The organism is uncultured Corynebacterium sp., from assembly GCF_946998835.1.
GTDB lineage: Bacteria > Actinomycetota > Actinomycetes > Mycobacteriales > Mycobacteriaceae > Corynebacterium.
Window position 1 is genome coordinate 1 of sequence record NZ_CAMQAZ010000001.1, and the last position, 17,333, is coordinate 17,333.

Sequence of the window (17,333 nt, forward strand, 5' to 3'; positions counted from 1 at the left end):
TACCGGCAGTGATGGTGCCGTTTTCCTTCAGGAAGACCGGGCGCAGCTTAGCCAGCGATTCCACAGTAGTGTCCGGGCGGATGCCCTGGTCGGTATCGACGACTACCGGGTCACCCTTGCGCTGCGGAATCTCAATCGGAGCAATCTCCTGCGCGAAGATGCCCTCTTCCTGCGCCTTAGCTGCACGCTGGTGAGAAGCTGCCGCAACCTCGTCCTGCTGTTCGCGGCTAATGCCGAGGTCGCTGTTCGGACCGTCGGTAAGCGTCCCCATGGACACGCCATCGAAGGAGTCGACCAGACCATCGCGCTCCAGGGTGTCCTCCAGCTTCAGCGCACCGAAGGACTTGCCCTGGCGAACGCCGCGAGCGACGTGCGGAGCGTGAGTCATGGACTCTTGGCCACCTGCGACGACGACATCTGCGTCCCCGAGACGAATCATGCGAGCGGCGTGAATGACAGCGTTTAGACCGGAGAGACAGACCTTGTTGACAATCTCAGCAGTCGTGTTCCACGGCAGACCCGCCTTGATGGCGACCTGGCGAGCTGGGTTTTGACCTGCGCCCGCGAGAATTACCTGACCGAGGACAACGTGCTGAACCTCTTCCGGGGCGACACCCGAACGCTCGATAGCGTGCTTGACCGCATGCGCACCCAGGTCGACGGAAGTAAGCGGTGCCAGCTGGCCGAGCAGCTTGCCCTGCGGGGTGCGGGCACCAGCGAGGATAACGACATCATTCGGGCTGGGAGCTGGAAGGTTACTCATTGATGGATTCTCCTAAGTAAAAATCTGATGAGCGTGGACTGACTGCGAGTGCTGCATACTTTGATGTATTTAATTTTCGAGGTCAACCACGTATGCGGCTTCGGTGTTGGCCTCGATATCAGCCAGCGTCACCCCGGGTGCCAGCCTGCGCAGCACCAGGTGATCATCAGCGACATCGAAGCTTCCCAGGTTGCTAATAATCCTTTTCACTACTTTCGCACCTGTGAGGGGCAGTTCGCAGGCTTTTACCAATTTTGGTTTGCCATCTTTGGAAACATGGTCAGTTAAAACCACCACTCGAGGGGTCCCGGCGACCAAATCCATCGCGCCGCCCATGCCCTTGACCATCTTTCCCGGAATCATCCAGTTGGCCAGGTCACCGCACTGACTGACCTCCATCGCGCCCAGCACAGCCATCTTCACGGCACCACCGCGAATCATGCCGAAGCTGGTAGCGGAGTCGAAGATTGCCGCGCCCGGCACCAACGTCACCGTCTGCTTGCCCGCGTTGATGAGGTCGGCGTCCTCGTCGCCCTCATACGGGAAAGCCCCCATGCCCAAGATGCCGTTTTCGCTCTGTAGCAAGACTCGCACGCCTTCGGGAATATGGTTTGCGACCAGCGTCGGAATGCCGATTCCCAGATTCACGTAGTCGCCATCGCGCAGTTCTTCGGCGGCCTGCTGTGCCATTTCGTCACGGCTCCAGCCCTTGTCCAAGATTGTCGTCGTCGGTGCCATTTAAATCTCCTCCCCTGCTGCCGCGTCACCGGCATCGTGGCTGGAATTGGTATTGCGCGGGCGAGTTGTGCGCTTTTCAATGAGCTTCTCGCGTCCATCACCGCGGACGACGTGCTGGATATGAACTCCCGGAGTCATCACAAGGTCCGGGTCAATCTCACCGCGCCCCAACAAATGCTCGACCTCGGCAACGGTCACCCTGCCGGATGCCGCACACAGCGGATTGAAGTTCTGTGCTGTCCGGCGATAGATGAGGTTGCCGTCAATATCACCGTGGTAAGCGTGGACCAGGCCAATGTCGGCTACGATGCCACGTTCCTGCACGTAGGTCCGTCCGTCGAACTCAGCGTGGGGCTTGCCCTCTGCAACGAGCGTGCCGACGCCGGTTGCGGTGTAAAACGCGGGAATACCCGCGCCCCCTGCGCGAAGCCGCTCTGCCAGAGTGCCCTGAGGGGTGAACTCCACCTCAATTTCGCCCTCCAGATACTGGCGTGCGAACTCCTTGTTCTCACCGACGTAGGAGGCGACTACCTTTGCCACCTGCTTGTTCTCCAGCAGGATGCCGAGCCCAGTACCGTCAATGCCCATGTTGTTGGACACGATGGTGAGGTCCTTTGCTCCGGAATCACGCACACCTTCGATGAGCGTGTACGGCACACCGCACAGACCGAAGCCGCCGACTGCCAGGGTCATTCCATCAGTTACGAGGCCTGCGACAAGCTCTCGGCCGGTCTGATCAGTTGTTTTCGACATTGGCCTACACCCAACCCAGGATTCGCGGAGCCATCTCACGCATTTCGACCTTGCGGACCTTGCCCGACGCGGTCATCGGGAACTCTTCGACAACGTGGACATAGCGCGGGATCTTGTGACGCGACAGCTTGCCGTGGGCAAAGGCCGCCACATCCTCTGCAGTGAAATCTTCCACATCGTCGTGCAGAATCACCCAGGCCATGATTTCTTCGCCATACTTGTCATCCGGCACACCGATGACCTGTGCATCGACGACAGCCGGGTGAGTGAACAGGAACTCTTCAATCTCACGCGGGTAGATATTCTCACCACCGCGAATGAGCATGTCCTTAATACGACCGGTGATGGACAGGTAGCCCTCGTCATCAAGTACGCCCAAGTCGCCGGTGTGCATCCAACCGTCGGCGTCGATAGCTTCGGCGGTCTTTTCCGGGTGCTCCCAGTACTCCTTCATCACGGAGTAACCACGGACGACAACCTCGCCCTGCTGACCTCGTGGCAGCGTCTCGCCCGTGTCTTCACAGATGATGCGAGCTTCCAGGTGCGGCATGATCTGCCCAACGGTGTTGACGCGCTTCTCCAACGGGGAATCCGCGCGGGTCTGGAAGGACACCGGTGAGGTCTCCGTCATGCCGTAGCAGATGGCAATCTCGCTCATATTGAGCTTGTCCATCACCTCGCGCATGGTCTTCGACGGACACGAAGTACCTGCCATGACACCTGTGCGCAGCATCGACAGGTCGTACGGAGATCCGTATTCCTCCTGGTCGTGGGCTTCTTCAAGCTCATTGATGAACATCGTCGGCACACCGTAGAGGCTCGTTGCCTTGGCCGAGTGCACAGCCTTGAGTGTCTCGCGGGCCTTGAACGATGGAGCCGGGATAACAATGGCGGCGCCGTGAGTAAAGGCCGCGAAGGTGCCAATCACCATGCCGAAGGTGTGGAAGAACGGCACCGGAACACAGATGCGGTCGGTCTCGGTGTAGCCCAACAGCTCACCGATGAAGTAGCCGTTGTTCAGCAAGTTGCGGTGAGTCAGCGTAGCGCCCTTGGGAAAGCCCGTGGTACCCGACGTGAACTGGATGTTAATCGGGTCATCCGGGTGCAACTGCGAGGTGTACTCACTCAAGTCGTCGATGTCGCTGTGCATGTGCTCGTACCACTCGGAGGAGCCGAAGTAGATGACCTTGTCCAGGCGTACACCGCGCTGCTTGGATGCCTCAATCAGCATGGTTCGGTAGTCGGAGTCCTTGTAGCGGCGGGCGGCAAACACCATGCGCACGCCTGCCTTTTCCAGCACGTAGTTCAGCTCGTGCTGGCGGTAGGCCGGATTGATGTTGACCAGCACCAGGCCGATGTGGTGGCAGGCGTACTGCACTACGGTCCACTCCCAACGGTTAGTGGACCAAATACCAATACGATCTCCCGGACGGTACCCTTCACGGATGAAAGCACTGGCCAGACGCAGAACTCGGTTGTAAAAACGCTCAAAGGTAAAGGAGACGTCCGCGTAGACGTCAACGATGGCGTCGCGGGATGGGAACTTCTCCACAATGGCACGCAGGTTCTCACCGAGAGTCTCATCGCGAAGTGGAGCGGCACCTTGCTCAATGCCAGCTCCGAACACGTGGCTCATCTTGTTGCCATCGGCATCGACAACATCCTTGCCGTACGGTGCCGGTACAGTGGTGAAGCCCTCCGGCAGCTTCGAAGGATCAGCAGCGCGCTGTTCTGCGTGGTTCTTCAATGTCGCGGTCATGGGGAGACCTCCTTGGTTTTTTGAGTGACTCCGCATCGTGCGGAGCGTGTGAGGGAAATGTGTTTAGAAAAATGTGGAGTTGGAAAGAAGGTGTGTACGCGGGATGTATACGCGGACGACGGGATGGATATCCGCCTAACCGGTTACAGCGGCCCGCCTGGCAATAGCCTCTGCCTGACGGAAGAGCGGCGCATCCACCATTTGGCCATCAAAGCTGAAGGCTCCGGTGTTCTTTTCTGCTTCCGCCAAGAGTCGACGCGCCCAGTCGATTTCCTCGTCGCTGGGTCGGTACGCTTGGCGGATGGTCGGGACCTGACCTGGGTGGATGCAAACAGTGGCAGCAAATCCTAACGCCGCGGCATCAGCTGCCTCTGCAGCTAGACCATCGGTGTCGGAGATATTCACGTAAATGGAATCCAGGCTGGCCTTACCGTGCGCAGCCGCCGCCAGGTGAACGTGGCTGCGGGTATGCACTGCCACGCTGCGGTAGCTGCCCGCATGGATACGGCCCGGCGCGAGTGCGGCCTCTGCTTCGCTAAATCGTGACGATGTTCCCGCCATCCCCGCCACCAGGTCCTCTGCGCCCCAGAACAGTGCAACGACACCATCGGCCTGCGCCAGCTCTTCGGCGCGCATGACCCCAAGCGGAGTTTCAATCAGGGCAATGACCTGGGTCTTCTCCCCCAGTGCCGCCACCAAGTCATCCACTTGTTTTGCCGAGGACGCCTTGGGCAGCATCACCTGGCGGAATTCGGTGCCCCGCAGCATGTCAATATCCGCTGCGTAGTCCTCAACTTCCGGCGGGTTGACACGCACAATGGTGCGGGCCGGATCAAGGTCACAGGATGCGATCGCCTCGCGGGCAGCCTCACGGTTTTCTGCGCGACAGCCGTCCTCCAGGTCAAGAATCACCATGTCGGCACGGTCAGCGGCTTTAGCGAACCGTTCTGGCCTGTCGGCCGGCGCAAACAGAATTGCAGGGCCTAGCGGCTGCCAGGGGTTATGCGTAGACATGGGTCACTCACTTCCCCGCTGCGGCCGAGTTCTCGGGGCCGTCGTCAAGCGAACTCGGTGCGCATTGGACGAGTGTGGAGCGAACAGCGCGGCAGACGACGGTGCCGTCCTGGTTGCGGCCGATGTGCTCGAGCTCAACAATGCCCTGGTTGGGGCGGGACTTGGATAGGCGTTTGTTGCGGCAGACGGTCTCTGCGTACAGGGTGTCGCCGTGGAACATTGGGGCGGGAAACGCCACTTCGGTAAAACCGAGGTTGGCGACAATGGTGCCGAGCGTCAGCTGGCTGACGGACAGTCCCACCACTGTAGACAGCGTCCACATGGAGTTGACCAGACGCTCGCCGCCGAATCCCGGCTGCTGGCTCGACCAGTGCGCATCCAGGTGCAGTGGCTGGGTGTTCATGGTCAGGGTCGTGAAGAGGACGTCATCGGTTTCGGTGACGGTGCGCCCGGGTCGGTGCAGGTAGCGCGCGCCGACCTCGTACTCTTCGAACCACAGTCCGCGCTGGACGACATCGCGGGTGATGTCGGTTGCGTTGTTGTCAGCCATTTTTTACAGCCCCAATCCGCGAGCGATCAGCATGAGCTGGACCTCGGTGGTGCCCTCGCCGATCTCCAGGATCTTGGAGTCGCGGTAGTGGCGTGCCACGCGGTATTCGTTCATGAATCCGTAGCCACCGAAAATCTGTGTCGCGTCACGGGCGTTGTCCATCGCGGCCTCGGAGGCAATCATCTTGGCGATGTACGCTTCACGACGGAAATCTGCGCCCGCGGCCATCTTTGCGGCTGCGTCGTACCACGCCATACGTGCGGCATGCGCACGCGCTTCCATTCGAGCAATCTTGAAGGAAACAGCCTGGTACTCACCGATTGCACGGCCCATGGACTGGCGTTCCTTGGCGTGGCGGACCGACTCATCGACACAGCCCTGGGCGGCACCGGTGGCAAGCGCTGCGATTGCAACACGCCCCTCGGCCAGGATGGACAGGAAGTTAGCGAAGCCGCGACCGCGGGTGCCCAGCAGGTTCTCCTGCGGGACGCGGACATCGGTGAAAGTCAGCGGGTGGGTGTCGGAGGCGTTCCAACCGACCTTGTCGTAAGCCGGTTCTGCGACGAAGCCCTCCGTGCCGCTCGGCACGATGATGGTGGAAATCTCCTTCTTGCCATCTTCCTTCTCGCCGGTGACTGCAGTAACGGTCACCAGCGAAGTGATGTCTGTGCCGGAGTTGGTGATGAACTGCTTTGCGCCGTTGATGATGAAATCATCGCCGTCCTCACGGGCGGTGGTGCGAGTGGCACCGGCATCGGAGCCCGCATCCGGCTCGGTGAGGCCGAAACCGGCGAGCTTCTTGCCCGCCGTCAGGTCCGGCAGGTAGGTCTCCTTCTGCTTGTCATTACCGAAGTGGAAGATCGGCATGGCTCCCAGGCCAACGCCCGCTTCCAGGGTGATGGCGACGGACTGATCGACCTTGGCCAACTCTTCCAGAGCAATACCGAAGGACAGGTAGTCACCACCCATACCTCCGACTTCCTCGGGGAATGGCAGCCCGAAAAGGCCCATCTCGCCCATCTGGGAGACGACCTCGTACGGGAAGGTGTGGTTTCGGTCGTGCTCGGCGGAGACCGGGGCAACAACTTCGTTGGCGAATTCGCGAACTACCTTCTGCAGTTCCACGTACTCGTCGTCGAGGATGGCGGTTGCAATCTTGGTGCTTTCAGACATGGTGAGTGCTCCTTGAAATTTTTCTAGGTGTGGGACCTAGTAGGTGGAAATCGTGTGTGTGCTGTGTATATGTACTTGTGCGGTCTGTGCGGTTGTGTAGCCTGTTAGTCCTCGACCACATTGATGACGGCCAGCTGCTGATCACCTGTGACCTGGTCGCCCGGCGCGACCGTGAAGCTGACCTCACCTGCGACTTCGGCAGTGAGTGTGTGCTCCATCTTCATGGCCTCCATGACCAGCAGAGCATCGCCAACTTCGACGTGGGCTCCCTCCTCCACCGCCAGCGCGATAATCGCGCCGGGCATCGGAGCTTGGATGACCCCGGAGCCGCCGCCGTCGGCTTCGGCACCGGTGGTGACTACCTCGGTACGAGGCAGCACCCACGTGCCGTGGGCACCGGCGACGACGTATTCCTCATGGTTCGCCAATCCCGCATTGTCGATGGTCTCAACTAGGAAGTGCTGTGCGACGCCATCGCGGACGATACGCAAGCGCTCTCCGTCGCGGTAGACGGAAACTTTGTAGTTCCGCGGCTCCGGGATGTCGGTGTCTTCGTTCTCCGCTTCGGCCGACAGACCTGCGACTACGTCACCGACAATGACGTCAGCACTCGCCGGGGTGCCCACAATCGAAATCAGTCGTGAGTCCTCCCCTGCCCCGAAGCGAATGCGCTGTGCGGCTGGCGCACTGGCACGCCAGCCATCCGGGGTGAGCCACGGTGAGTCGATGGCTTCTTCAAAGCGGGTGGTCAACCAGTTCATCGCGGCGGCGAGATACACATCGTCTGGGGTATCGGTGGTGGCGAAGCCCTCCGCAACGCGGTCGAGAAGCCCTGTGTCCAGGTCGCCGGCGCGAACCTCAGGGATGTTTAGCAGGTAGCGGCAGAAATCGATATTGACTCCGACACCTGCAACAACGGTGTCTCCCAAAGCCTGATCCAGTCGCTCCAGCGCCTGCTCACGGTTTTCACCGTGAGAGATGATTTTCATCAGCATCGGGTCATAGAGCGAGGAGACCTCCGAGCCGTCGACGATGCCGGAATCGACTCGAATGCCTGCCCCGCTGGGCTCGACGACGCGCGTGACCGTGCCACCAGTGGGCAGGAATCCCGCCGCTGGGTCCTCGGCGTACACGCGAGCTTCAATCGAGTGCCCGGTAAGCGTCACGTCTTCCTGCGCGACCGGCAGTGGGCGTCCCGAGGCAATGTCAACCTGCAGTGCCACCAGATCCAGGCCAGTGACCTGCTCAGTGACGGGGTGCTCAACCTGCAGACGCGTGTTCATCTCCATAAAGAAGAACGACGACGGGTCCTTCGCCGGCACAATGAACTCCACCGTGCCCGCGCCGACATAGCCAACCGAACGGGCCGCGTCACAGGCCGCTTCACCAATTGCGCTTCGAGTTTCCTCATCCAGCAGAGGGCTCGGCGCTTCCTCAATGACTTTCTGATGACGTCGCTGCAGCGAGCACTCACGCTCACCCAGGTGGATTACATTGCCGTGCTTGTCTGCAAGAATCTGCACCTCAATGTGTCGCGGGGTGTCGACAAAGTGCTCGATGAAAAGGGAGTCATCGCCGAAGGCACCCGCCGCTTCACGACGAGCTGTTGCGAGCGCAGCCGGCAGGTCAGCCGCGTTTTCCACACGGTGCATACCCTTGCCGCCACCGCCTGCCGATGGCTTAATCAGTACTGGAAAGCCAATCGATGGGGCTGCCTCAATGAGGTCCTCGTCGCTAAGCCCTGGGCGAGACAGTCCCGGCACGGTGGGAACATCCCGAGCTTCGACGGCGGCGCGGGCGGAAATCTTATCGCCCATGGTGTTGATGGCGCTGGCCGGTGGGCCGATGAATTCGATGCCTGCTTCCTCACAGGCAGTGGCGAAGTCTGCGTTTTCAGACAGGAAGCCGTAACCGGGGTGAATTCCGTCTGCGTTACAGCGGCGAGCGGCATCGATAATCTTGTCGATGACCAGGTATGACTCGCGTGCCGGGGATGGACCAATGTGGATGGCCATATCGGCCATGCGGACGTGTGGAGCGTCCGCGTCGGCGTCCGAGTAGACCGCGACGGAGCGAATACCGTTGTCACGAAGAGTGCGGATAATGCGGCAGGCGATCTCCCCGCGGTTTGCGACCAATACGGTACTCAGGCTGCCGCCAGCTGCGTGGGGCTGCGTGTTGTGCGCTGTCATGTGCCCTTTCATTTCCTTTCCAGAAAAAGCGGTGTCAAGATTTTTAGCGGGTTACTACATGCGGAAGACGCCGAAGCCCTGTTCATCCAGGGGTGCGCCACTTGCCACATCGAGGGCCATACCGAGAATTCGACGGGTATCTGCGGGATCGATGACACCGTCATCCCACAGGCGAGCCGATGAGTAATAGCAGTGCGACTGGCGTTCAAACTGGCTGCGAATCGGAGCTTCGAACTCCTCCTGCTCCTCCTGTGACCAGTTCTCACCCGAGCGTTCAATCTGGTTGCGGCGGACCGTTGACAACGTCATCGCCGCCTGCGGACCACCCATGACAGAGATGCGAGCATTCGGCCACATCCAGAGGAAGCGCGGCGAATAGGCGCGACCGCACATGGAGTAGTTGCCGGCACCGAAGGCACCACCGATGACGACGGTGAACTTGGGCACGCGGGTGGTGGCCACGGCATTGACCATCTTGGCGCCGTGCTTTGCGATACCGCCGGCCTCGTATTCGCGACCGACCATGAAGCCCGTGGTGTTCTGCAGGAATACCAGTGGGATGCCACGCTGATCACACAGCTCGATGAAGTGCGCGCCCTTCTGCGCGGACTCGGCAAAGAGGATGCCGTTGTTGGCGATAATGCCAACGCGGTGGCCGTGGATGCGAGCGAAAGCAGTGACCAAGGTGGTGCCGAATTCTGCCTTGAACTCCTGGTACTGGCCACCGTCAACGATGATTTCGATAACCTCGTGGACGTCGTAAGGCACCTTGGCATCGACGGGGACAACATCGTAGAGATCGGTCTGGTTACGAGTCGGGGCGACAGTGGGCTCGGTGTCCCACGGAACCTCTGGGTCCTTCGGCAGAGTGGCGACGATATCGCGGACGCGACGCAGCGCGTCAGCGTCGTTGACAGCTAGGTGGTCGGTAACTCCAGAGGTCTTGGAGTGCAGTTCGCCGCCGCCGAGGTCCTCTGGGGTGACATCTTCACCAGTTGCCGCCTTAACCAATGGCGGGCCGGCAAGGAAGATGGTGCCCTGGTTTTTCACAATGACCGCTTCGTCGCTCATTGCCGGCACGTACGCGCCACCGGCAGTACACGACCCCATCACAGCTGCAATCTGTGGGATGCCGCGAGCAGAGAGGTTGGCCTGGTTGTAGAAGATGCGACCGAAGTGGTCGCGATCCGGGAAAACTTCATCCTGATTGAGCAGCATGGCTCCACCGGAGTCCACCAGGTAAATGCACGGCAGGTGGTTGAGGCTGGCAATCTCCTGTGCGCGCAGGTGCTTCTTAACAGTCAGTGGGTAGTACGTCCCGCCGGAGACGGTTGCGTCATTGGCAACGACTAGGCAGCGACGGCCTTCGATGATGCCGATACCGGCGATGACGCCAGCAGCAGGAACCTTGCCACCGTACATTTCGTGAGCGGCCAGGGGCGCAACCTCAAGGAAAGGGCTACCGGGGTCAAGCAACTGATTAATGCGCTGACGCGGCAGCAGCTTGCCTCGAGAGATATGACGGGCACGAGCGCGTTCGGAACCACCTCGTGCAGTTGTACTGAGCAGTTCCTTGAGCTCTGCAACAAGCTCTTCGTGGCGCTGCCGGTTGGTCAATGCTGGGGCGTGAGTCATGGGCGAAATACTTTCCGTTAATGACTATTAACTTTCTTTCCGGAAAGATTAGTGTGACCCCAGTCACCTCACAAGATATTTTGTTTTATAGACCACACTTCCACCCCCGCCAGGTCGCCAACCGGCCTACAATAGCCAGAATCCACCCAGGTAGACACCCAATCTGCACGTCGGTAAAACTTTTTCCACAGAATCTGTTTCGGGGGTGAATTCATCCCTTCATGTGCATCCACCGCCCCACACAACAAAGCCGCCTGCCCTCACACTGCATAACAGCAGCGAGGTCAAACGGCTGAAAAATTAATTCCCATTATTGGTTTTTTGATTCCCATGGCAGCGAGAGCCATATCGAAGGCATTTTCCCTGGTAGCCTCCGGACCTGCCCACTTGAGCACATGCCTGGAAGAGTTAATCAAACCAGCGGTTAGCTGCACTTTAAGCTGTGCATCATCGGAGCTGAGTTCGGGTTGCAGCTCCCGCAGCGCATCCACCCACATAACCATGTAAAGCCGCTGTAAGGAGCGCACTTTTGCGCTCTGCTCTGGCGCTAGATTTCCACCTTCCCGCTCTTGGACACGAATACGGTCGGGCTCGGTTACAGCAAAGTGCACATGATGCTCGAGCAGCCCCTTGAGCGTTTCCGCCGGCCCCCAGTCATTACTCTTTGCACGGTCAAGTACTGCTCTAGCGCCGTCGACAAGCCGGATGGAAATATCAATCAGAATCTGTGCCAACAACTCTTCTTTGCCGCTGAAATAGCGGTAAAGAGCTGGGCCCGAAATGCCGACAGCAGAGCCGACATCCTCCAACCGAGTCTGATGAAACCCTCGGTCGGCAATAATCGCGGCGGCAGCGGAGAGAATCTCTGCCTCCCGACGCTGCCTTGCTTCGGCTCTACGTGACATAAACCCTTATGTTAAACGTGTTTGCACGCGAGCGTCTGGGAATCTTTTCACATAGAAAACCGCCGAGACACCAGCTGGCACCTCGGCGGTTAACGCTCTACCCGCAAAAGGGACATAGCGGGCAAAGGATTATCGGGAAAGGAACTAGTGGAAGAAGTGGCGAGTACCAGTCATGTACATGGTGACGCCAGCTTCCTTGGCAGCAGCGATGACCTCTTCATCACGGATGGAGCCGCCCGGCTGAACAACTGCCTTCACACCGGCATCAATCAGGACCTGCAGGCCGTCAGCGAACGGGAAAAAGGCATCGGACGCAGCGTAGGAACCTTCAGTACGGTTTTCACCGTCGGCAAGCGTATTCGCGCGCTCAACGGCGAGCTTTGCGGAGTCCACACGGTTGACCTGGCCCATACCGACACCGACAGTGGCGTTGTTCTTGGACAGCAAAATGGCGTTGGACTTCACAGCGCGGACGGAGCGCCACGCAAACTCGAGCTCAGCCAGCTCTTCGGTGGATAGAGCCTCACCTGTGGCCAGCTCCCAGTTCTCCGGCTTGTCGCCCTCTGCCTGGTAAGTATCCGGATCCTGGGTGAGCAGACCGCCGGAAATGAACTTATTCTCAGTAGTCGGTGCTTCATACTCGGCGACGAGGATGCGCAGATTCTTCTTGGCCTTCAGGACCTCAACGGCACCATCTTCGTAGGACGGAGCGACGATGACCTCGGTGAAGATGTCCTTGACCTGCTCGGCCATCTCTACGGAAACCTCGCGGTTGACTGCGATGACGCCACCGAATGCGGACATCGGGTCACATGCGTGGGCAGCACGGTGAGCTGCGGCGATGGACTCGTCCGAGACTGCGATGCCGCACGGGTTAGCGTGCTTGATAATCGCCACACACGGACGCTCGTGATCCCAGGCTGCACGCCATGCGGCGTCGGCATCCTGGTAGTTGTTGTACGACATCTCCTTGCCGTTGAGCTGCTCGGCGTTTGCCAGGCCCTTGGTGCCGATACGGGTCAGAGTTGCCGACTGGTGAGAGTTCTCGCCGTAGCGCAGCGGAGTCGGAGCATTCTCCTCAGCGCCACCGAGCTGCTCAACAAACCAGCTGGACACAGCTGCATCGTAGTCAGCGGTGTGCAAGAAGGCGTCGCGAGCAAACTCGCGGCGCTGCTCCAGGGTGAAGCCCCCCTCCTTCACGGCGGCAGCGACATCGCCGTAGCGAGCCGGGTCGACCACGATGGCAACCGACGGGTGGTTCTTCGCCGCAGCGCGAACCATCGACGGGCCTCCGATGTCAATCTGCTCCACACACTCGTCGTAGGAAGCGCCCGAGGCAACGGTCTCCCGGAACGGGTACAGGTTAACGACAACGAGCTGAAAGGCCTCCACGCCGAGCTCCTTCAGCTGAGCCAGGTGGTCTTCCTTGCGAGTATCCGCCAGAATGCCAGCGTGAACGCGCGGGTGCAGCGTCTTCACACGACCCTCGAGGCATTCCGGGAAACCTGTGAGATCCTCGACCGGAGTGACAGGCACACCAGCTGCGGCAATCTTGCCGGCAGTGGAACCAGTGGAAACGATTTCCACGCCCGCCTCGTGCAGGTTACGAGCCAGCTCCTCGAGGCCGGTCTTGTCGTAGACGCTAATCAGAGCGCGCTTGATGGGTTTACGCTGCGTGTTGTCGTTGGTCATTTCAGATAAGCCTTTCGTCCGTCACGCTCAATTCCGTGATCGGCTATCGAGTGCAATACATCAACCAGGAGTCGGCGTTCGACAACCTTGATTCGTTCGTGCAGAGTCTCCACCGTGTCGTCGTCCTCGACGGCCACTGGCTGTTGCGCCAGAATCGGCCCGGTGTCCACTCCATTATCAACGATATGCACGGTCGTGCCGGTGACCTTCACCCCATAGTCAAGTGCATCCGGTACCGCACGCGCCCCTGGAAAGGACGGCAGCAGCGCTGGGTGCGTATTAATAATGCGATTGCTGTAGGCCGCTACAAAGGATGGCCCCAGAATGCGCATGAAACCCGCCGAGACAACGATATCCGGCGAAAAACTGTTCACGGCCTCTAAAACACGAACATCCCAGCCTTCTCGGTCCTTCTTCGCCTCAGCGTCGAAAGGCACCTGGAAAGTTGGGATGTCAAAGTCTTGAGCCCTCTTCAGCGCCGGACAATCCTTGTCCGAACCAACCGCGACAATCTGAACCTTTTCAGCGTCCAGCATTTCTAGCATCGACTGCAAAAGCGAGCCCAGGCCAGAGGCCAGGACTACGATGCGGAGCTGTTTGTTAGAGGAAGTATCGTGCGAATTTTCTGCGACGGGCTGTGCTTCAGTCACGGCGTTTAGCTTACCCAGCCCGGCATGGACCCCAAATTCCGCTCCCCCTAAGTTGGCTTAGCCGCTTTCTCAGCTCTTTTCGCTTGACGACGGTTCCCCGTCGCCACCCTCCTCGGGGTCGTCGGCATCTTCTTCCACGTCCGCGTCTTCTTCCGCGGCATCGTCAGAATCAGCAGCATCCTCAGAGATCGCTATAACCTCCCCATCGACGATTTCCTCAGACTCCTCGGCTTCCCCAGATTCGTCGACATCATCCGAGCCTTCAGCCTCGGCTGCTTCGTCTGCATCTCCATCAGACTCCGCGGGGAACTTCTCAGCGGCCACTTCAGGAACGTCATTGTCCCTGCCCATGGATGGCACACCCGTCATCGCGACAACCACGATTGCGCCTGGTACGACCAGCCAGATTGAACCCAACAGCCCGGTCAGCCACCACGAGGCACCAGCCCAACCAAAGATTCCGACCTCTCCACCCAGCAACCAGGCCAGCATCATAAGGAATACCGCTGACCACACAGCGCTGATGACAACATTGAGGTACGGCTGCTTCGGCGTACTGCTCTTCAGGTATGCCACAACTCGCCATGCTGCAATTGCTGCCGGTAGAACAATGAGCACTCCAAATGCCCAGTGGGTAAGCGACTGCGGCATAGCCGCCAGAATCGGAAGCGGCGGCAGTTGCGCGGGATGCACCGCAAAGAGTCCGGCCTCAGCCGGCCCAAAGGTCACCTTTCCGCCCACCAGCACACCGACAGCTCCAAAGGCGACATTCGGCAAATAGAGCAACGACAGTCCGCTAACCGCGAGGTTCTCTCCAGCGGTGTCCGTGATTGAGAAGGCCTCTGACACCAACTCTCGATGCCAGATCAGGGAAATCACCGTCAGCACCACACCGGCGAGCCACAGCCATGCCACATAGCTGCCAGCCAGACGCGCCGACCCAAGCAACCACTCCGGCAACTTCCGGCGCAGCAGCAGGGCACGCAGTAGCCTTTGCCCCATCCCCAGCACTAAGGCCACAAGGTTTACGAGCAGCGTGGCCGCAATCGCAATGCCAAAACTGGGGGTCTGAACGCGGGGAAACACCTTCGATGCGTCGTAAAGCATGAGCCACGCGATAATCGTGAGCACGATGGGCGCACCCAAATACGAACCAGCCAGTGCGCGCACATCTTTGATGCTGATACGGTCGGCGACCTCGCGGCGCACACGCCAGGCAATGAATGTCACCATCACCATCGCAGGCAGCGCTGGCGCGAGCCCCAGCGTCGTACCGTTGAAGCGGAACGGCGCGAGGTTGAACATCATCCACAGCGACGCAATACTCGCCGGCAGCGGCGACAAACCAGCACCATGCATGATGACACCAATGAGCGCTACCGAAACGATGAACAGCAACACGGCACCATAGGAACCGGCAACGGACAGAGCAAACCGGCGCGCACGGGGCGAGCTCAACACACGACGAATACCCGGCAGCTGTCCGATGCGTGACGACGCCCCGGGGCCTCCCGCTGTCGTCTTCGTGGCAGTGCCACCGCCAGCGGCTGAACCTGCGCTGCGCGCGCCCCCTGTTTGACCGGCTTGCGTGTTTTGCCATGCACGGGTGGTGTGCTCGCTGCGGACAGCGCGGCCATTACCACCGCTGCCGCCGGTGCGGCTTCGCCGGTTTCGATCGCTACTGGAGGAACCTCTCCGCGAATCCGCGCCTTTCACAGTGACATCGCCCTTCCCGCGTCTCATGATTACCGGCTGACTTCCTCACCTATACAGACAGACCTATATAGATAAAACGGCGCGCAGGGGCGCGTCACAGCCATGGCCATATAGTGCCATATATACAACGCCTCTTTGTTCAGGCATTGCGGAACCCGGACCCGAACGTGAAGATTGTCTCCGCGAAAGCCGGCAGATGAATTTTCTACCACTTCAGTAACATCCATGCGCCCCCATGATTAAGGGCTCTCTACCGAAAACTTCGGAAAGCACATCGCTTTTCCCATGTCAGACGCACAAACCATGGGACAGTTTCTACAACAACTTCACATACCTACTGAATAGAAACTAACAAAACGGTAAACATTTTCTCGGGGCGCGGGTTGCTTGCCGTATATCGAACCGTTATTATCTCAGGAGTTAGATAACAGTTGGGTTACAAAGAGTTTGTCAGCAGGGAGATTGAAGTGACGTTTTTGAATGCTCGTCGCGGAGGCGGAAAGCACCGCAAGGTAGAGATTTCCGCAACTTCTCGCGCAGCACTGGTCGCGCTATCCGCTTCGACAATCGCATCATCCAATGCGATTGCCCATGCAGCTGAAACCGATAACCAGGCTCCGGAGAACTCGGCTTCCACTCAGACCCGAGCTGCTCAGCCGAAGAACAATGCTCCGATGGTGCTGGCTTCTAGCTCCTTCAACCCGAGCACCAACCTCAGCGCTCACCTCGCTACTGCCCTGCAGTACAACCAGGAGCGCGTTGCCCGCGATCAGGCCGCTCGTGCACCGAAGCTGTCCATCCCGACTGTGGGTCTGCTGACCTCCCCGTTCGGTCCGCGCTGGGGCACCTTCCACTACGGTGTCGACCTGGCTAACGTCACTAACACCCCAATCATGTCTGTTATGGACGGCACCATTATCGACGCCGGTCCGGCTCAGGGCTACGGTCAGTGGATTCGCGTTCGCCACGACGACGGTTCTGTTTCTGTCTACGGCCACATCGAGTCCATCTACGTCACTGTTGGTGAATATGTCCGCGCTGGCCAGGTTATCGCCGGCATGGGTAACCGTGGCTTCTCCACCGGTACTCACCTGCACTTCGAAATCCACCCGGATGGCACCACTCCGGTTGACCCGGTGACCTGGTTCATCCAGCGTGGCCTGAGCCTGAACTAATCTTGCATTTTTAAAGCCCTGCACTCATCGAGTGCAGGGCTCCTCTGATTAATTTTCCAGAAACCGCTATCCCCGCAGGTACTGGGGATTTACTCTTGACACATGTCCGAAACTAAAACTTTCCGCATGTGGAAGAAGATGGCTGCGACCCCGGTCGTCGGCAAGCGTTTATTTTCCTTGACTGCCGCGTTGACGGCACCATATTTCCGCACAATCTGCCCCAGGCTAGAGACTATGCAGCCGGGACTGGCGATAGCACATATGCCCGCCTGGTGGGGCGTGCGCAATCACATTAAGTCTGTACACGCGATTGCGGCGTGTAACCTCGCTGAGTTCGCGATGGGCATGCTGTGTGAGGCCAGCGTGCCGACGACGCACCGCTGGGTACCAAAGGGCATGACGACGAACTACAAGCGAATCTCCGTTGGCGGCCTGACGGCTGTCGCCAAGGCTGAGTTGCCGGACTTTTCCACCATTACCCCGGAGACCGGTGGTGTGGACCTCCCCGTCCACATCGTTTTGACCGATGCCAACGGCACTGAAGTGCAAGATGCCACTATCAACTGCTGGGTGACTGCGAAGAAGCCGAAGTAGCGGTGCGCGGATTAGTCGCTCCCC

At 59.3% G+C, this 17,333-nt stretch carries 15 protein-coding genes; 2 read left to right on the forward strand and 13 right to left on the reverse strand.

What is annotated here, in order from left to right:
* The 13 genes from Q0U90_RS00005 to Q0U90_RS00065 all read right to left on the reverse strand — a co-directional run.
* On the reverse strand, positions 1–763 hold a 763-nt coding region (locus tag Q0U90_RS00005), incomplete at its 3' end, for an acetyl-CoA C-acyltransferase (RefSeq protein WP_297449845.1).
* A 69-nt stretch (positions 764–832) separates the two neighbouring features.
* The gene (locus tag Q0U90_RS00010; protein WP_048760832.1) at positions 833–1,501 is read right to left on the reverse strand and encodes a CoA transferase subunit B; all 669 of its coding nucleotides are present in this window, start codon (positions 1,499–1,501) and stop codon (positions 833–835) included.
* Positions 1,502–2,254, reverse strand: coding sequence for a CoA transferase subunit A (locus Q0U90_RS00015; protein WP_297449848.1), 753 nt, complete (start codon positions 2,252–2,254; stop codon positions 1,502–1,504). It lies immediately after the preceding gene.
* 4 nt (positions 2,255–2,258) lie between these two features.
* Positions 2,259–4,013: an AMP-binding protein gene (locus Q0U90_RS00020; RefSeq protein ID WP_297449851.1), complete on the reverse strand. Its 1,755-nt coding sequence runs from the start codon at positions 4,011–4,013 to the stop codon at positions 2,259–2,261.
* Between the two features lie 135 nt (positions 4,014–4,148).
* Complete coding sequence (locus Q0U90_RS00025; RefSeq protein ID WP_297449853.1) at positions 4,149–5,027, reverse strand: CoA ester lyase; 879 nt, start codon at positions 5,025–5,027, stop codon at positions 4,149–4,151.
* A gap of 7 nt (positions 5,028–5,034) precedes the next feature.
* A complete protein-coding gene (locus Q0U90_RS00030; RefSeq protein ID WP_297449855.1) occupies positions 5,035–5,577 on the reverse strand; it encodes a MaoC family dehydratase in 543 nt (180 codons plus the stop codon).
* A gap of 3 nt (positions 5,578–5,580) precedes the next feature.
* Positions 5,581–6,750, reverse strand: coding sequence for an acyl-CoA dehydrogenase family protein (locus Q0U90_RS00035; RefSeq protein WP_297449857.1), 1,170 nt, complete (start codon positions 6,748–6,750; stop codon positions 5,581–5,583).
* A 104-nt stretch (positions 6,751–6,854) separates the two neighbouring features.
* Positions 6,855–8,942: an acetyl/propionyl/methylcrotonyl-CoA carboxylase subunit alpha gene (locus Q0U90_RS00040; RefSeq protein ID WP_297449860.1), complete on the reverse strand. Its 2,088-nt coding sequence runs from the start codon at positions 8,940–8,942 to the stop codon at positions 6,855–6,857.
* Positions 8,943–8,996: 54 nt separating this feature from the next.
* Entirely contained in the window at positions 8,997–10,577 is a 1,581-nt protein-coding gene (locus Q0U90_RS00045; RefSeq protein ID WP_297449862.1) for a carboxyl transferase domain-containing protein, read from the reverse strand.
* A gap of 284 nt (positions 10,578–10,861) precedes the next feature.
* Positions 10,862–11,482 carry a TetR/AcrR family transcriptional regulator gene (locus Q0U90_RS00050; RefSeq protein ID WP_297449865.1) on the reverse strand — a complete coding sequence of 207 codons (621 nt, stop codon included), beginning with the start codon at positions 11,480–11,482 and terminating at the stop codon, positions 10,862–10,864.
* A gap of 144 nt (positions 11,483–11,626) precedes the next feature.
* A complete protein-coding gene (gene purH / locus Q0U90_RS00055) occupies positions 11,627–13,174 on the reverse strand; it encodes a bifunctional phosphoribosylaminoimidazolecarboxamide formyltransferase/IMP cyclohydrolase (protein ID WP_297449867.1) in 1,548 nt (515 codons plus the stop codon).
* Positions 13,171–13,824, reverse strand: a complete 654-nt coding sequence (purN, locus tag Q0U90_RS00060) for a phosphoribosylglycinamide formyltransferase (RefSeq protein ID WP_297449870.1) — start codon at positions 13,822–13,824, stop codon at positions 13,171–13,173. Before purN ends, purH begins: the two co-directional genes overlap by 4 nt.
* 69 nt (positions 13,825–13,893) lie before the next feature.
* Positions 13,894–15,567, reverse strand: a complete 1,674-nt coding sequence (locus Q0U90_RS00065) for a DUF6350 family protein (protein ID WP_297449872.1) — start codon at positions 15,565–15,567, stop codon at positions 13,894–13,896.
* Positions 15,568–16,007: 440 nt separating this feature from the next.
* On the opposite strand from Q0U90_RS00065, the gene Q0U90_RS00070 reads away from it, so the two are divergent.
* The gene (locus tag Q0U90_RS00070) at positions 16,008–16,715 is read left to right on the forward strand and encodes a M23 family metallopeptidase (protein ID WP_297449874.1); all 708 of its coding nucleotides are present in this window, start codon (positions 16,008–16,010) and stop codon (positions 16,713–16,715) included.
* 102 nt (positions 16,716–16,817) lie between these two features.
* A complete protein-coding gene (locus Q0U90_RS00075) occupies positions 16,818–17,309 on the forward strand; it encodes a hotdog fold domain-containing protein (RefSeq protein ID WP_297449876.1) in 492 nt (163 codons plus the stop codon).
* Positions 17,310–17,333 lie beyond the last annotated feature (24 nt).